At 69.0% G+C, this 16276-nt stretch carries 15 protein-coding genes; 4 read left to right on the top strand and 11 right to left on the bottom strand.

All coding sequences use genetic code 11. From position 1 onward, the window contains the following. Positions 1-3: 3 nt before the first annotated feature. Positions 4-1857 (bottom strand): replicative DNA helicase, encoded by a 1854-nt coding sequence (gene dnaB, locus ACZ5BU_RS32850; RefSeq protein ID WP_465704341.1) that lies wholly within the window; start codon positions 1855-1857, stop codon positions 4-6. A gap of 350 nt (positions 1858-2207) precedes the next feature. On the opposite strand from dnaB, the gene ACZ5BU_RS32845 reads away from it, so the two are divergent. Next, positions 2208-3524: an MATE family efflux transporter gene (locus tag ACZ5BU_RS32845; RefSeq protein WP_465704340.1), complete on the top strand. Its 1317-nt coding sequence runs from the start codon at positions 2208-2210 to the stop codon at positions 3522-3524. Between the two features lie 41 nt (positions 3525-3565). Beyond that, positions 3566-4249, top strand: a complete 684-nt coding sequence (locus ACZ5BU_RS32840) for a hypothetical protein (protein ID WP_465704339.1) — start codon at positions 3566-3568, stop codon at positions 4247-4249. On the opposite strand, the gene ACZ5BU_RS32835 is transcribed toward ACZ5BU_RS32840, so the two are convergent. The 10 genes from ACZ5BU_RS32835 to ACZ5BU_RS32790 form a co-directional block, all read right to left on the bottom strand. Further along, complete coding sequence (locus tag ACZ5BU_RS32835; RefSeq protein ID WP_465704338.1) at positions 4221-4577, bottom strand: YrdB family protein; 357 nt, start codon at positions 4575-4577, stop codon at positions 4221-4223. The two genes, ACZ5BU_RS32840 and ACZ5BU_RS32835, sit on opposite strands and share 29 nt — an antisense overlap. 1 nt (position 4578) lies before the next feature. Next, positions 4579-4956, bottom strand: coding sequence for a DUF4913 domain-containing protein (locus ACZ5BU_RS32830; protein WP_141856453.1), 378 nt, complete (start codon positions 4954-4956; stop codon positions 4579-4581). Beyond that, positions 4946-6781: a type IV secretory system conjugative DNA transfer family protein gene (locus ACZ5BU_RS32825; protein WP_465704337.1), complete on the bottom strand. Its 1836-nt coding sequence runs from the start codon at positions 6779-6781 to the stop codon at positions 4946-4948. Before ACZ5BU_RS32825 ends, ACZ5BU_RS32830 begins: the two co-directional genes overlap by 11 nt. After that, the gene (locus ACZ5BU_RS32820; protein ID WP_465704336.1) at positions 6782-8401 is read right to left on the bottom strand and encodes an ATP/GTP-binding protein; all 1620 of its coding nucleotides are present in this window, start codon (positions 8399-8401) and stop codon (positions 6782-6784) included. 34 nt (positions 8402-8435) lie between these two features. Next, a complete protein-coding gene (locus ACZ5BU_RS32815; protein WP_465704335.1) occupies positions 8436-9944 on the bottom strand; it encodes an SCO6880 family protein in 1509 nt (502 codons plus the stop codon). Beyond that, a complete protein-coding gene (locus ACZ5BU_RS32810; RefSeq protein ID WP_465704334.1) occupies positions 9931-11553 on the bottom strand; it encodes a TrbL/VirB6 family protein in 1623 nt (540 codons plus the stop codon). The genes ACZ5BU_RS32815 and ACZ5BU_RS32810 overlap by 14 nt, the downstream gene beginning before the upstream one ends. A 1-nt stretch (position 11554) precedes the next feature. After that, positions 11555-12508 (bottom strand): type IV secretion system protein, encoded by a 954-nt coding sequence (locus ACZ5BU_RS32805; protein WP_465704333.1) that lies wholly within the window; start codon positions 12506-12508, stop codon positions 11555-11557. Further along, entirely contained in the window at positions 12505-13314 is an 810-nt protein-coding gene (locus ACZ5BU_RS32800) for a DUF8175 domain-containg protein (RefSeq protein ID WP_465704332.1), read from the bottom strand. Before ACZ5BU_RS32800 ends, ACZ5BU_RS32805 begins: the two co-directional genes overlap by 4 nt. Positions 13315-13418: 104 nt before the next feature. After that, positions 13419-13676 (bottom strand): TrbC/VirB2 family protein, encoded by a 258-nt coding sequence (locus tag ACZ5BU_RS32795; RefSeq protein ID WP_465704331.1) that lies wholly within the window; start codon positions 13674-13676, stop codon positions 13419-13421. A gap of 30 nt (positions 13677-13706) precedes the next feature. Beyond that, complete coding sequence (locus ACZ5BU_RS32790) at positions 13707-14330, bottom strand: DUF6668 family protein (protein ID WP_465704330.1); 624 nt, start codon at positions 14328-14330, stop codon at positions 13707-13709. Between the two features lie 248 nt (positions 14331-14578). Between ACZ5BU_RS32790 and ACZ5BU_RS32785 the strand changes: the two genes are divergently transcribed. Beyond that, the gene (locus tag ACZ5BU_RS32785; RefSeq protein ID WP_465704329.1) at positions 14579-15997 is read left to right on the top strand and encodes a hypothetical protein; all 1419 of its coding nucleotides are present in this window, start codon (positions 14579-14581) and stop codon (positions 15995-15997) included. Next, positions 15994-16197 carry a hypothetical protein gene (locus ACZ5BU_RS32780; RefSeq protein WP_465704328.1) on the top strand — a complete coding sequence of 68 codons (204 nt, stop codon included), beginning with the start codon at positions 15994-15996 and terminating at the stop codon, positions 16195-16197. The genes ACZ5BU_RS32785 and ACZ5BU_RS32780 overlap by 4 nt, the downstream gene beginning before the upstream one ends. Positions 16198-16276: the final 79 nt, after the last annotated feature.

Genomic DNA, 16276 nt, shown 5'->3' with positions numbered 1-16276 from the left:
CCACTACCCGTCGTGAGCCATGTCCACGAACCGCGAGTAGTGGCCCTGGAACGCGACAACCACATCCGCCGTAGGCCCGTTCCGGTGTTTGGCCACAATGAAGTCGGCCTCACCGGGCCGGGTCGACTCACGTTCGTACGCATCTTCCCGGTGAAGCAGGATGACAACGTCGGCATCTTGCTCCAAGCTGCCCGACTCGCGGAGGTCGGAGGCCATGGGGCGTTTGTCGGAGCGTTGTTCGGAGCCTCGGTTCAGCTGGCAGATGGCGACGACCGGGAGTTCCAGTTCCTTGGCGAGGAGCTTGATGGAGCGGGAGAACTCGGAGACTTCGAGTTGGCGGGACTCGACCTTCTTGCCGGAGGTCATCAGCTGGAGGTAGTCGATGACGATCAGCTTGAGGTCGTGGCGCTGTTTGAGGCGGCGGGCCTTGGCGCGGATCTCCATCATCGTCAGGTTCGGCGAGTCGTCGATGAACAGCGGGGCCTCGGAGACCTCGCCCATCTTGCGGGCCAGCCGGGCCCAGTCCTCGTCGGTCATCTTGCCGTTGCGCATGTGGTGCAGCGGGACCTTAGCCTCGGCGGAGAGCAACCGCATGGTGATCTCGTTGCGGCTCATCTCCAGCGAGAAGATGCACGAGGTCAGGCCGTGCTTGATCGAGCAGGACCGGGCGAAGTCCAGGCCCAGGGTGGAGTTGTGGGTCGGGATCATCGTCTTGCCGGCCAAATACAGGTGGTCGGGGTTGTCGACCTCGACGCAGCGCACCGGGACGCTGTCCACCGGGTCGACCCACTCGAGCCGCCGCTCCCCCTCGCCGGTCAGCGCGGCCGGGTAGCCGTGCCCGGCGATCTGCCGCGGCGCCGACCCCGGGACCGGCGGTGTCAGTCCGGGACTCGCCGACATCGCCGTGTAGAGGTCTTCGGTCGTGCAGATCACCGGGCGGCCGCCGTCCTCGACCCGCCACTGGTGCTCGGCGTCGGCGACGATCGTGCTGCCGTCGGAGAACGAGAGCCGGAAGCACGGGCGGTCCACCATCACCTCGGTGGCCGCGACCACGGTCGTCGGCAGGCCCTCGGCGTCGAGCAACTGGTCGCCGACCGCGACCTCGGCCATCGTTGTCCAGCCGGTCGGCGTCGGCAGCGGGGTGTCGAGGGCGAGCGCCTTACCCATCGCGGGACGGGCGGCGACGATGATCATCTGACCGGGGTGCAGCCCGTTGGTCAGCTCGTCCAGGTCGGTGAACCCGGTCGGTACGCCGACCATCGCGTCACCACGGGAGTCGATCGCCTCGATCTCGTCGAGGGTGCCCTCCATGATGTCCTTCAGCGGGGCGTAGTCCTCGGCGGTGCGCTTCTCGGTGACCGAGTAGATCTCCGCCTGCGCCTCGTCGACGACGTCGTCGACCTCGCCCTCACCGGCATACCCCAGCTGGACGATCTTCGTACCGGCCTCGACCAGGCGGCGCAGGATCGCCTTCTCCCGGACGATGTGCGCGTAGTACGACGCGTTCGCCGCGAGCGGGACGGACGCGACCAGCGTGTGAACGTACGGCGCGCCGCCGATCCGGGTCATCTCGCCGCGCTTGTTCAGCTCGGCGGCGACCGTGATCGCATCGGCCGGCTCGCCGCGCGCGTACAGGTCGGTGATCGCGTCGAAGACGACCTCGTGCGCCGGCCGGTAGAAATCGGTGCTGCGCAAGTTCTCGATCACGTCGGCGATCGCGTCCTTGCTCAGCATCATCGCGCCGAGCACGCACTGCTCGGCGGCCAGGTCCTGGGGAGGGGTGCGGTCGAAGCCCATCTCCGGCCTGCGCTCTTCGTGGCCGCCGTCCTGGCCCCCGCGGAACTCCGCCACGCTCACTTCGTCCGACCTCCTCGTCGCCACCCCAGCCGCCGGGGCCGGGTTCGAACACCTGCTCGAACCTTAGCCATGCCCACCGACAGTCTCCGGCGCTGGTCCTGGCACCAGCCTCGCGACCGTACGCCGGTCCTGTCACCGATGGCCACTCGGTCGTCCACACCCCCTGTGGACGAATCGTGGATAACCCGGCTACGGGCTGTGCACAGGTTGGGCACAACCCTGTGGATATCTGGGGACGGAAACCCACAACCCGGCCCTGACCTGCGGTTTCTTCGGTGCACAACTGTGGAGGAGAAAAAGTCTGAGACCAATTTCCGACACGCCCGCGCCGGCTGGGTAACCTCGCTCCGGTGAGACGACGGGTAGGCGAACAGGATCGCGAAATCCTCCGGCTGGCCGTCCCGGCGTTCTTCGCGCTGGTGTCCGAACCGTTGATGCTGCTCGCCGACTCGGCCATCGTCGGCCACCTCGGTACTCCACAGCTCGCCGCGCTCGGCGTCGCCGGAACGATCCTCCAGACCCTGGTCGGCATCTGCGTCTTCCTCGCGTACGGCACCACGTCCGCGGTCGCCCGGCGGATCGGCGCCGGTGATCACAAAGGCGCGCTGGCCCAGGGCATCGACGGGCTTTGGCTGGCGCTGCTGCTTGGCGTCGTACTCGCCGTGCTCGGCCTGGCGCTCGCGCCGCAGGCGATCGGCGCGTTCGACCCGTCGCCCGAGGTGGCGGGGTACGCCGTGACGTACCTGCGGATCTCCTGCCTCGGCATCCCGTCGATGCTGCTCCTCCTGGCCGCGACCGGCGTACTCCGCGGTCTCCAGGACACGAGGACGCCGATGGTCGTCGCGATCACCGCCAACCTGGCGAACATCGCGCTGAACGTCACGCTCGTCTACGGGGTCCACCTGAACATCGCCGGCTCGGCCCTCGGTACGGCGCTCGCGCAGACCGGCGCCGGGGTCGCGCTGGTGGTCGTCGTGGTTCGTGGCGCCCGCCGGGACGGCGCCAAGCTGCGCCCGGACCGGCCCGGGATCCTCGCCTCGGCGCAGATGGGCGTACCACTGATCATCCGGACATTGACGCTCCGCGCGGCGATCGTCCTGCTGACGTTCGTCGCGACCGCGCTGGGGACGACGTCGGTGGCGGCCCATCAGGTCGCGTTCACGTTGTGGTCGTTCCTCGCGCTGGCGCTGGACGCGATCGCGATCGCTGCACAGGCGCTCACCGGTCGGGCGCTCGGCGCCGGCGACGTCGCCGGGACCCGGGCGATCACCCGGCGGATGATGTGGTGGGGCCTGTTCTCCGGCGTACTGGGCGGGCTGGCGCTTTGGGGTCTGCGCGGCGTGTACGTCCCGTGGTTCACCTCGGACCCGGACGTACGTCGTACGCTCGCCGCCGTTCTGATCGTGTCTGCGTTGTGGCAGCCGATCAACGGGGTCGTGTTCGTACTGGACGGCGTACTGATCGGCGCCGGTGACGGGCGGTACCTGGCGCTGGCCGGGGTGGTCGCACTCGTCCTGTACGTACCGCTGGCGCTGGCGGTGCTGTGGCTCGGCGGCGGGATCGTCGCGCTCTGGTGGGCGTTCGGCGGGTACATGCTGCTGCGATTCCTCACCCTCACCACCCGCGAGCGCCGCGACGGCTGGCTGGTCACCGGGGCTACCCGCTGACCCCGCGGTACGGCATCGTGGAGCAGAAGGAAAGGAGCGGCATGCCCGACACCGACCAGGAGCCGTCCGTCGAGCCCACTCCCGAGGAATGGGACCGCGGCGACGAGTACACGGAGTCCGAGCGTGAGCTCCGGGAAGCCGTTCGCGCGCGACGCAAGGCCGAGGACGAGCTGCACGCTCGCCATGAGGCCGACGACGCGGCCCTCCGCGGGGACGAGGAGCTGACGCTCGGCAGGGCGGAGGACCGGGAGCGTCTGGAACTGCGCGACCGGGCCGACGTTGCAGAGGCCACTCGAGCACACCGGGTCGCTTTCGCGGAGTCCGCGGACGAGGCGGCCGAACGCCGCCGCGCCTACGCAGCGAACCGGGAACAGCGCGAACTCAGCCTGCAGGCACGCGGGCAACACAAACAGGACGAGGCGGCCGCGAGACCCGATGAGCTAGGCGCCGACGAGCTGGCTGCCGCGGGCCGGCGGAATGTCCGCGCGAGTGAGCTCGACGGGTACCAGGTGAACGCCGACGACGACCGCGCGGACGAGGACTTCGCCCGCGAGTACCGGGTGAGCGTCCAGCCGGACGCGGCCGAGGCCGTACGCACTCCGCCGTCGAAAACCCCCGCGGTCCTGGAACCGCAGGAGCGGCAGCACCTGCGCAACGGCCCGGGGAAAGAGCCCAGCCGTTCCAGCACGCCTGATCTCAGCCTGGACCGGCCGCGCGAGCGGTAGGCTGCATTTTCTGGGTGTTGATGATTGCGAGGTTGGCCGCGACCACCACGATGAAGGCGATGGCGAGCGGCGGGTGTCCCAGGGCCCAGAGGGCGGCGGTTGCCAGGCCGAAGACCAGGACCTTCACCGTCCAGCGCGGCACCTGGCCGCGCTTGGCGGTCGGTGCCGCGAACAGGCCCCAGAGGACGGCCCCGACCGCGGGCAGACCGATCGCCAGGATCAGCCGTACGAGCGTCGTACCGCCGGTGGCCCAGCCCCACCACGCGAAGATGCCGAGGGCAATGACTTCGACGGCGAAGGCGACCAGCAGGTTAGTTGCTTTCCACACCTCAGACGCCCCGGATGTTCGGCTGCCGCTGGTCGAAGAACAGGCCCGCGGGCGGCTCCTGGACCGGGAGCGGCGGGATCGGGTAGTCGGTGTGCTGGTTGTTCCGGCAGGCCGCGAACGGGCCGTCCGGGTCGAGCAGCGCCATCATGTGCGGGTCCGCGTGGTCCCGCCACCAGACCGACATACCGGTGGCCGGGTCCAGCCGCAGGTGCTCCCAGGCCCGCCAGATCGAGTCCAACCGGCTGAGCGCCTCGGCGTGCCGGTACCACTCCGGGCACCAGACGAACTGCTGCCCCAGGCGGCGCGTGTAGAGGTAGATCAGCCGGTCTTCCACGAACTCCGCGACGTGCGGGTAGAAGAGCTCCTGCTCACCATCCACCGCTGCTGTTCCCTTCGTGCTGTTCCCAGACCGGACGCTCCGGACCACGCTGCTGGATCGCCGGCTGCTGCGACGCCACCCACGGGTTGTTGCTGACCGGGCTGTTCAGCGCGGCCCCTGGATCGTACTTCGCCAGCGAGGCCTTCACCGCACCGGCGTCCGGCCGGGTGAACCACGGGACGGTCTTCACCATCGTGGCCGGGTTACCGGACGACAGCACGACCGCGCGGCCGGGTGGCATCGCGGCCAGCTCGGACACCTCGAGGATGTTGTGCCGCTGGACCTGCTGGCTGGTACCGCGCTTGCCCTCGTTGTACGACGCCGAGTTGGACTGGATGTCGTAGTCGCCGACCATCTTGCTCAGCCGCTCGAGGAAGTTCGTGTCCGCACCGCCACCGCCGTACACGCGGATGTTGGCCGAACCCCAGAGCTTCTCCATCCCGTGGTCGCCCCAGCACTCCTGGCCCTGCGCCCAGGACTGCAGGATCGTCATCAGCACGATGCCGCGGGAACCGAAGTGCGAGTACAGGTCGGGGAGGTTCTTCCACCGGCACACGTTCGCGGCCTCGTCGAGTACGCCGACCAGCGGCTTCGGCATCCGGCCGAGTGCGCAGCCGCGCGCGTACTGCTCGGCGGCCTCGACGACGGCGACGGTGAGCGCGGTGACCAGCGGTCCGGCCGTACCGGCGCCTTCCTTGGAAAGGCTGTACAGCGTGCCGCCCTGGCGGACGAACTCGTGCGGGTTGAACTGCGGGCGGTTGTCGTTCGGGCCGTTCGGGATCACCCAGCGGGTGACCTTGCGGTTGATCAGGAACTGGGCGCTCTGCTGGGCAGTACCGTAGACACCGGCGCGCTGCTTGTCCGGCGCGTTGATGACGCCGGCGAGTCCGTCCGCGGACATCTGCAGGCCGGGGGTGTTGCGCAGGATGCGCTCCGGCTCGTCGTTGCGCTGGTCGGCGAGCCAGCTGTACACCTGCGTGATCGGCCGCTTCGCCACCGCGGCGGCGAGCAGCAGACCGGCGAGCAGGTCCGTACCGGCGGCGTCGAAGAACGCGTCGGTCTGGGCGCCGACGACGCGCTGCGAGGCGACGAAGTGCTCGGCGAGCTCGCGCGCCTTGGTCTCGTCGGTGATGTACGTGAGCGGGTTCCACCACCAGTTCGGCGGCTCCTCGCAGACCTCCTGCGGGTCGAAGACCCACAGCGGGCCCTTGTCCGAACGCGGACCGCGGGTGGCGTCGACGATGTCCCGCTTGTTCGAGGTGGCGACGACGCAGCCCGGGGCGTCCAGGATCGCCGGCACCGCCCGCGAGGTGGTCTTACCGGTACGGGGACCCCAGATGTCGACGTGCATGTCTTCCCAGTTGCCGAAGACCTCGAGGTTGTCCGTCACGGTCCGGCCGATCAGGATGCCCGGGCCGGCGTCGGCGATGCCGAGCTGGTTCGCCTTCGCCTGCGCGCCCTCGCGGGTGAGCTTGAAGATCTCCGACCGCTTCGCCATCAGCGACGCCTGCCGGTCGACCCGCCCGATCGACTGCTGCCGGTTCCGCACCAGCCACCAGACGCCGCCGGCGATCGCGAGCAGCACCACGATCTCGACCACCAGCACACCGGTCGCGGCGCCGGACCAGTGCAGGCTGCCCTTGGCCAGCTCGACGACTGCCTCGAACGGGTTCCCGGCCGGGTGCGTACCGTTGATCGCGGCAGCGACCTTCAGTGCGCCCCACAGCGCGGACACGACCAGCCCGACCGCGCCGACGACGACGAAGATGAAGATCGCTTCGGGTGAGACCGAGCCCGGTCCGGTACTCCGCTTGCCCTGGGCCATTTACTCGTCAACTCCCGTTCGGGCGACCACGCGCGTGGTCGGGTCGGGGGGCGGCAGCAGCGCCGGGTCGTCCAGGCTGTACTCACCGACGACGGCCTCGGTGCCGTCCGGTGCGATCTCCACCATCTGCGGCTTGCCGTCCGCGCCGGTCTTCCACAGCTTGTTGGTGTCGTTGATCTCGCGCTCGACCGTGGTCAGGCCGACGTGCACCGGGATACCCGGGCGGCCACCGACCTTGATCAGGAAGTTGCCTCGGCCCGGAGGTGCGGCCTCCTTGCCGGTGGCCGGGTCCCAGGCCGGCGGGTCCTGCCAGCCGATGAGCATGTTCTGCTCCTCCTGGGACATCGCCACGACCTCGGTCAGGTTGTCCATCTCGGCGCGCGGCAGACCGCCGAGGACCACCATGCCGGAACGCTCGACGAAACCCTTCGCCTTCATCCGGTCCTCGGGGTTCTGCAGCGCCAGCAGGTCGGACATGGTGTGCGAGATCATCGCCATGCCGACACCACGCTGCCGGTTCAGCCGGGTCAGCGCGTCGACCCGGTCGACCAGGCCGCTACCGGCCCGCAGTACCCGCCACAGCTCGTCGAGGATGACGAAGTAGTGCCGCCGCGGCTCCAGGCCGGCGTCGGCCAGTGCCTGCGAGACCGCGACCGCGCCGAACCCGTACGACCAGCAGGCCAGCAGTACGGCGGCCTGCAGGCTGGTCTCGGAGTCGTCGACGTTGGACACGTCGAACACCACCGGACGGTCCATCTGCATCGGGTTGTCGGTCGGCGCGGAGAAGATCTCGCCGAGCCGTCCGCCGCCGACCAGACCGATCAGGGACGCCTCGAGGCCTTCGGTGATCTGCCGGTAGCGGTCCAGGCTGCCGCGGTCCAGGGCCACGTTGCGGACCCGGTCCGGGGCGTCCTGGATGACCTGGAGCAGGTCCTTCAGGACCGGGGTGCCCTGGAAGCGCTCGTCCAGGACCTTGAGCGCCTCGTCGAGGATGGTCTCCTCGCGGTCGTTCGGGTTCTGGTTACGCATGATCGCGATCAGCGCCGAGACCATCGTCTGGCGGCGGCCGTGGGCGTCGGCCTGGATCGCCTCGCGCGCCTTGCCGGTCAGCCGGAGCGCGGCCTCCCGGGACTCGCCAGGGTCCAGTACGTTCAGGTGGCCACGGCCACGGCCGAGCTGGATGACCTGGCCGCCCAGAGCCTCGATCAGGTCCTTGTAGTCCGGCTTCAGGTCGCCCAGCACCAGCGGCTGGACGCCGTACCCCGCGAGGCCGAGGGCCATCCGCCGGGTGATCGTCGACTTGCCCAGACCGGGCTTGCCGAGGACGAACATCGACGGGTTCGAGATCAGCTTGGCCCGCATGAACCAGCTGATCGGGTCGCAGCACATGGTCGCGCCGGACAGGATGTTCCGGCCGATCGGTACGCCGACCATCGGGCTGCCGGTACCGGCAGAGAACGGCCACATCCCGCAGACCTGCACCGTCGTACCGCGCCACTCCTGCGGAGCCTGCAGGTACGTCGAGTAGCCCCCGCCCGGACCAGGCCAGCCACGCGGCATCGGCCGCCGGCCGCGGCGGCTCGGGTCGACGGGCTTCTTCTGCTTCTTCTTGTCGCTCACTGTGACTCCCCAGACGCCACTGCGCTCCGCTCAATCATAGGGATTCCCGCAGTCCGGCGGGCACCGCGAGGTGGCTCGAGACGACGACGCCGAGCGGCAGCGCGGCGACGAACGCCGAGTCCTGCGAGCCGTACGCCGGCCGCAGCAGCACCCGGGCGGTCGCGCCGAGGTTGTCGATCGCCGCGACCATGTCCGGCAGCTGCTCCGCTGACATCACCGTCCCGGTCACCACCATGCCGAAGTTGACCAGACCCGCGCCGCGGGCCTCCTCCTGCGCGGACCGGTCGGCGGCCCGGGCCTCGGCCAGGCTGCGCGCGGACGGCCGCGCGGACGTGGTGGCCCGGAACGACGCGTTCCGCTTGTCGGCCTCCACCATGCGGGCTGCCGTACCGGCGTCCAGCGGGCGGTAGACGAGCGTGACGCGCTTGCGGTCGATGTCGGGGTGCGGCGCGACCAGCTGCGACAGCACCGACGAGAACACCTCACCACGGGGCGCCTGCGACATCTGCCAGGTCATCGACCAGGCCGAGTCGTGCCGGTACTTGTCCCAGAACGCCTGGGCCGCGGCCGGGCCGACGTCGGTCCACTGCAGCTCGGGCGGCATGCCCTGGCTGCGGGCCTCGTCGATCAGCGCAGCCGATGCCGGGTCGTACGCGATCCGGATCGCCTCGCACAGCTCCTGGGCGCTCACCGGGCGGGCGGCGCCGGCACCGGTGGCGTTCAGGCTCTGCGTCAGCGCGGGCAGCCGGGCCGCCAGCTCGCGGCCCATGTCGTCTTCCTTGCGCCGCTTGCCGCTCCGGTCGGTGCCCTTGAAGGTCAGCGCGACCCGGGCCGACACCAGCGCGGAGCCCTCCGGGTACGTCTGTACGACCTCGGTGAGCATCGCCCGGGCGATCGCCGGGGTGTTGTCCATCATGTTGTTGCCGACCTCGCGGCGCAGCCGGATACCGGTGTCCGGTGCGCTCTCCACCGTGACCGAGGCGGCGACGATGCCCGGCTCGTGGCCGAGCGACGCCAGCCACTGGCCCCAGTGCGCCACCCAGACGTCCACCTGCTCTTCGTCGACCAGCGACGCGCCGTCGGGCTCGGCGTTGATGACGACCGTGAAGTGCCGGGTGCTCGGGTAGTACAGCAGCGCGAACGGCCGGCCGTACGAGTCCTGGTACTCACTCAACTGGGATGCCGCGGCCAGGCCGGGGAGCTGGAACTTGCCCCAGGCGGTCCGACCGAGCGGGCCGGAGCGGTACAGGTTGTGCTTAGCCATCTTTGCTCGTTGCCATCCAATGCTGGTCGAGAGCCGTTGCAGCGTCGACTGCCCGTGCTTGTCCTTGGTGACCAGGAGCCCGATCGTGACACCGACGATCACCAGCATGATGAAGGCGGACTTGATACCGCCGGTCATCGTCGCGATGACCACCAGCAGCAGGCCACCCATCAGGATGCCCGTACCGAGCATGCCCAGGCCGGCGATGCCCGCCGAGGCGGGCTGCCGCCAGTTGCCGTAGGTGCGAGGTGCGCGTCGTACGCTGTCAGCCGCTGCCACTTGGTCCGTCCGGTGCTCTTGGTGGTGGCTCGTTGCTTCGAGCCCTGTCGTCGTCGTACCGCTGCTGCCGCTGGCGGTCGCGGCCCGGGTCGCCGCCCGAGGCGCTGCCGGACGGGCCGCCGCCGTCTCCACCACCACCACCGCCACCGCCACCGCCGCCGCCACCGGCAGCTTCGGGGCCCATGGCTTCCTCGCCCACGGCCGCCGCGCCTTCCTTCACCTTCTTGCCGGCCTCGATCGCGCCCGCCACCGCGAGACCAGCCGGTCCGGCAGCTGCCGCCGCGCCACCACCGGCAGCAGCAGCGCCACCACCAGCAGCAGCGCCACCGCCGGCAGCGCCACCCGCAGCACCTCCGGCTGCCCCGCCGCTGGCACCGCCGGCGGCACCGGCCGCGCCACCTTCACCACCGGCCGCGGCACCTTCGCCACCACTCGGTCCACTGCTCGGCGCCTGCTGGCGGGCGTTGCCGACATTCTGTGCGCCGGTCGGCCCGTCGCTGCCACCGCCGCTGCCGCTGTCCGACCCCGACTCGGCGCCCTTGTTCGCCATGTCGCCGAGCTTTTCCATCCCGACCATCCGGGCCGCGAGCATGCCGGCGCCGGCCGAGCCCGCGGTCGCCGCGACCATCGGCACGATGAACCGCATCAGTGCCGGCAGTGCGAACAACGCGAGCACCAGCATCGTGACACCGGTGACCAGGTTCATGACCTCACCTCCGACCTCCGTCGGGTTGAAGGAGAGGTCACCGTTGTTCGAGGTCAGCCGGATGGCGGTGGCATAGACGATCGCGGCCACCGGTTTGTAGAGGATGAAGGCGAAGATCCAGGACAGGATCTTCTTGAACCATTCCTTCCCCATCTCGGTATTGGTCGCGGCCGCCGCGATCGGCAACACCCCGAGCAGCAGGATCAGCATCGCGCTCCGGACGATCATCAGCACGACCTGGATCACGCCGGCGATGATGCACAGCAGACCGATGCAGATCAGCAGACCGATACCGAGCGGACCGGCCGCGGGCGCGACCACGCCCGCGGCCGTAGTGAACCCGAGCAACAGCAACATCGCCTTGCCGAAGTCCACGTCCTGGCCCGCGGGTATCGGGTCCCCAGGACACACCCAACCGGCCCCCGAGCCGTGCATGAGCGACGACGTGACAAGGCAGTCCGAGAATGTGTCCGCCCAGCCGATCAGCAGCTGCGCCACCGCGATCACGAAGGCGGAGGCGACCGCGAGAGTCATCAGCCCTTTGAGCAGATCGCGGGCCGACTCCCCACGCTGGCTCCAGGCCATCCGGATGCAGCCGACGATCAGAGCGATGGTGGCGATCGAGATGCTGATGAACGAGGTGTGATCCCAGACCCAGCTGACCGTGCCGCTGGCCGGCGTTCCGGTCGGATTCCCTTGCGAGTCGACGCTGCCGACGGCCGGCGTCGGCATCTTGATCCAGAAGGTACCGATCGTGCTCATGATGACGCCGACGGCTTTGGCTATCGCGTTCAGGATTGGTTCGAAGATCATATTGATCAGACCATTGATCAGGGTTCCGGCACCGTTCACGACGGCCTGGAACGCATTCTTGAGTATGTCGACCCAACCGAGCGCGATCATGTCAGGACGTCTTCGGTGAGACGAACCGGAGGATGGCCGGCAATGCGACGACCGCGACGACCATGAGCGTGATGCCCATGACCATGTTCAGAGTCTCGGAGGTGCCCTGCGGTGCGCCGGGCGGCTTCGGGGCGCCGCCGATCAACAGGATGGCTGTCGCGTAGATCAACGCCGCGACAGGTTTGTAGATGATGAATCCGACCAACCAGCCGAGCGTGCGCTTGAACCACATCATCCCCATCTCGGTGTTCGTCGCGGCCGCGGTCAGCGGCAGGACGCCGACCAGCAGCACGAGCATCCCGTACCGGACGATCATCAGGGCCAGCTGAATGATCGCGGTGATGACCATCAGGATGCCGACGAAGATCACCAGTATGAAGCCGAACATCTCCTGCGGGCCCTTGAGCGGATTGATCAGCACCTCGGTCAGCTTGGAGACCGCCGCGTCCGAACAGACATGCTTGGCGGCTTCGTCCAGCTTGTCACCGTGGCACTCGGCGTTGGTGGGCAGCAGGGCCGCGTCCATGATCCACTTCGAGAAGCTGTCGGAGGCGCTGATCAGCGTGGCCGCGAACGCCGAGCCGCCGGCCGACACGACCACCAGCGTGAGCAGTGACTTCAGGATCTCGCGCAGCGGTTCGCCGCGTTGCAGGAACGCCATCTGCATCGCGCCCACGATCACCGCGATCGAGCCGATCGCCACGACGATGAAGTACGTGTGGGCCTGGACCCAGCTGGCGGGGCCGTTCGCGTCGACGTTCGGGGTCGAGAGGTAGATCCAGGCGAAGCCGACGGCCTTGATCACACTGGCGACGGCCCCGAGGACGACGTCGCGGACCGCCTCGAAGATCTTGCCGAACAGCATTCCGATGAACCCGGTGAGCGGCTCGACGATGTACTTGACGATGCATTCTTTCCAGTCCCCCGGCCACCACGAACATCCGAGCGCAATCATGAGGAACCACTGAACCTTACGTAGCCGTTGAGGGAGGACAGGATGTCCGGTTCGACCGTTCCGTTGAAGCTCCCGTCGTCCTGCAGCACCGCACGCCAGTCGCCCTTGGACCATTGCATGGTGACCAGCAGCGCGCCGACGCCTTGGTCGGCCACCTGGGAGGCGACCTGGATGATCGCCTGGGAGCCGTCCTTCGGGTAGGAGACCACCTTGAAACCGACGAACTGCACGCTGGTGGAGTCCGGCGGCGTGGCCATGTCCAGCTTCGCCTGGGCGATCGCCTTGACCTGGCCTGGCCCGGGCACCACTCGCTCCTTCAGTACGTCGAGCGCGATGGACCGGTTCTGCACCTGACCGAGTAGAACCATCGCCGCGAGCACGGCGCCGGTCGGCGAGTGCGCGAAGCAGTACTTCACGCCGTTCGGCCTGGTTGCCGCCGGCCCACCGGCGACCTGCAGCGGGATCAGCATGGCACCGTCGAACTGCCAGGTGACCGCCGTCGGCGCGAAGTACCGAGGGATCGCCTGCGAGGGCTTCGCGACGTGGCAGCCGCCGACGGTGTTGTTGGCCGGCGGCGGAGTGACCCGCGGGATCGTCGGCGTCGCGGTCGGATCCGGCGTGGCGGGCGGTTCACTCGGCTCGTCGGTGGGCACGTCGGTGGGTTGTCCCGTGGGCGTACTCGGTGTCTGGCTCGGCGTGGCCTTCGGCGTGCCCGAGCCGCCGCGCAGAACCAGGTACGCCACGAGACAGAGGACCAGCGCCACGACGACGATCGCCGATGCGACGAAGGTCCGGTTGTCGAGCATGCCAGTACCTTCGCCGTCGGTGTCGTCTCCCGAGTCCGGGGTCCTGCCGAACAGTCCCACCTACGATCAGCCTTCCATGCAGGTTCCTACAGGTCGGGTAACCGTCACCTCAGGGCGGTCACGAGGCCGTTCGCCGCGCCGATGACGATGCAGGCGGCCAGCACCCAACCGAGCCGGGCGGCGTGCTCGCCACCTTCACCGCGGCGCTGACCGATCGCCATCATGCCGCCGGCGATGATGATGCCGAGGCCGCAGATGATGTACGCGATGGTCTGGACCCAGGTGACGACATCGTTGAGCTTGTTCGTAACCTCCGGCGGCATGGTGGCCATCGGCAGCACGGTGGGCAGTTCGGAAGCCATGTGAAGCAACATCATGGTGAAAGCACCCTTTCAGTACGGGGCGGGGTAGTCCGCTGGGTTTGACGCGCGAAGTGCGTAGATGGATTCAAGTACTTCGAAGACCTCGTCCGGCGTGTTGTCAGGCGTGGGAGCCTCCCCTCGGCGCCACTCCTCGATCCACGGAATGTCCCAGACCCTCGGGACACCTCCACCGACGATGTCGGCGAAGTCGTCGAGCACTCGGGGCAGCCGACCCGGGGCGTCCGCGATCAGCACCAGGCCGAGCACGGCGACACCCTGGACGACTCCCGAGGCCCACTCGATCGCAGCTCGCTGCGCGGCGCGCAGTCCGGACCCGTGGGTCCGGGCGACCAGGATCACCGGTGTCGGCACCGGCGGTGGCGGGATCGGCCAACGGTGGTTGGCCGCCCGGGTCCCCGGAAGCAGCGTGGACATCGTGGTCTCGCCGGCGCCACCGTGCACCCCGACCCACCACAGCGTGTCCGCCGCCGGAATCGCGAACTTGGGCAGGCGCTGATCCTCCGCGGGCGCCGGCACCCCGTGCTGCGGGGCGGACGGCCCCCGCGGGGTGATGTCCGGCCGAGGTCCGGGGCCGGCTGACGGCTGCTGCTGCGGACCCGGAGACTGCTCCCGTGTCCACGGATTCTGCGTCATGGCCCCTCCTCTCGCGGTGCGTCACAGGCTGTCGCCCACCGTATTCTCTCGCTTTCCGGGTGTACTTTCGTGACCCATCCACAGGCGAGGATGTTTCTACCCCCTTGTCGGGGTCAGTCGAGCCGCCGGGCCCGCGTGGTTTCTGCGTGCCCGGAATCCCTGGCATGCCTCGTGCGGGGGACATGCTAGAACGAGGACGCCGGAACCGAACGAGCGAGGGATGTCTGTGGCGGGAATGAGAGGTCACTGTGGCTGAGAAGATCCCTTCCTGGCCAAAGGTCACAATTCGGCTCTACGACGACCACAACGCCGAAGTGAAGATCGCAGGCCGCAGCCACCCGCTCAACAACATGGACCCGCGGGCGGCCGCGCTCCAGCTGGTCGCTGAGCAGGCCGCACAGCTCGGCCGCCCGGTGAAGGTGACCGCGGTCGAGGCGGACGGCGCCTCCTGGCCGCTGATCGTGCACCCGGACGGACAGGTCGACGCGGTCGACACCAACGCGGGGAAGAAGAAGCCGATCTGGCCGATCGTCCTGGCGATGGTCCTCGCCGTCGTACTGCTCGGCGGGACCGTGCTCTACCTGACGGTCTTCAGCAAGCTCGGCGATCGCAAGCCGGTCGCGACCACGTCACCGAAGCTGCCGTCGCTGCCGGCCCCCAGCACCCACGTCGACGACTTCGCTCCGAAGTCCCAGCCGCCGGGCTACACCGCACACGCCGACTGGGTCGTCGCCATCGCGAAGGACAGTACGCCGGCGATCCGGCCGGACGGCACCGAGGTCGCCATCCTGGTGCAGGACCCGGACTCGTCGGGCAAGAAGGTCGTCGTGTTCGACAGCAGCGGCAAGGTGCTGTGGCAGGACAAGGTCCCGAGGGATGCGGACAGCCCGGTCTACACCACGATCGACTCGAAGGTGGTGCTCGCGATCACCACCCGGGACACGCTGTACTACTGGGAGGGCGACGGCGCGCTGCCCAAGGAGATCCAGCTCCCCGACGGCGCCACCGTGCAGTTCTTCGGCAAGTCGCCGCTGATCATGCTGCAGGGTGACCAGGCGGGCGCGATGGTCGTCTCGGGCGGCGCCCTCAAGGCGATCCCCGAGGCGCCGCTGCTGTCGACCATCCTGCTCGCCGAGGGCGACCGGGTGCTGGTCTCGCGGTACGACGGTCCGGTCTACTGGTTGCAGCCGGACAAGCCGTTGACGACGCTGACATTGGAGAAGCCGGGCGGCGCGGGCCAGGTCAAGCAGGTGGTGGCAGCCAGCCCGGACTACGTCCTGGTGCTCTGGACTCTCGCGAAGGACCCGAGCCAGGTGATCCCGGTCGTGCAGTCCACGGCCAGCGGCAAGCTGGTCGCGGTCTGCCAGACCCAGCAGGAACATGCCACCGACGACTGGGACTGGGTCCCGGACCCGAAACGCACGGCCGCGGCCTGGGGTGAGTGCCTGATCAACCTGTCCAGCCGCAAGATTCACATGGTCCCCGGCTTCAGGCCGCTCTCGCTGACCGGCGGGTTCATCTACGGCACGCTGGACGGCAAGCCGGTCGCCATCTCGTCGAACTGGAACCAATACCCGTTGGCGGCGGTCACGCGGCCGTGGGGTATCGCGGGTTCGCACGCGATCGTGGTGTACGACTCGTTCCTCTACGCCTTGGACCGCAAGTGAGCGCCCGGCGCCGGACGGCGCGGATCCTGGCGGCGCTCGCCGCGGTCGGTGTCCTGCTCGCTCCGTCGACGCACGCGCTGGCGGACAACAACCAACCACAGCCGACCGCCTGGCCGACGGTCGACCCGCCCGACAAGTCGGGACAGCCGTCGGAGCCACAGCCGGTCACGTGGCCGACGCCCTCGCCGTACCCAGGCTGAGCCGCGGTTCCCCCACCCGCAGCGCCCGGGATGCAGCGTGCGGGGGCGCAAGCGAGGGGCGACGTCCTGACACGAGCGA

The organism is Kribbella sp. NPDC031520 (assembly GCF_055580825.1).
This window is presented reverse-complemented; position numbering and strand designations above follow the sequence as displayed.

Bases quoted from the DNA above. Each gene is read 5' to 3' on its own strand.
- ACZ5BU_RS32840 (WP_465704339.1), top strand. From the start codon at position 3,566: ATGCCCGACACCGACCAGGAGCCGTCCGTCGAGCCCACTCCCGAGGAA.
- ACZ5BU_RS32825 (WP_465704337.1), bottom strand. From the start codon at position 6,781: ATGGCCCAGGGCAAGCGGAGTACCGGACCGGGCTCGGTCTCACCCGAA.
- ACZ5BU_RS32810 (WP_465704334.1), bottom strand. From the start codon at position 11,553: ATGATCGCGCTCGGTTGGGTCGACATACTCAAGAATGCGTTCCAGGCC.
- ACZ5BU_RS32805 (WP_465704333.1), bottom strand. From the start codon at position 12,508: ATGATTGCGCTCGGATGTTCGTGGTGGCCGGGGGACTGGAAAGAATGC.
- ACZ5BU_RS32800 (WP_465704332.1), bottom strand. From the start codon at position 13,314: ATGCTCGACAACCGGACCTTCGTCGCATCGGCGATCGTCGTCGTGGCG.
- ACZ5BU_RS32795 (WP_465704331.1), bottom strand. From the start codon at position 13,676: ATGGCTTCCGAACTGCCCACCGTGCTGCCGATGGCCACCATGCCGCCG.
- ACZ5BU_RS32790 (WP_465704330.1), bottom strand. From the start codon at position 14,330: ATGACGCAGAATCCGTGGACACGGGAGCAGTCTCCGGGTCCGCAGCAG.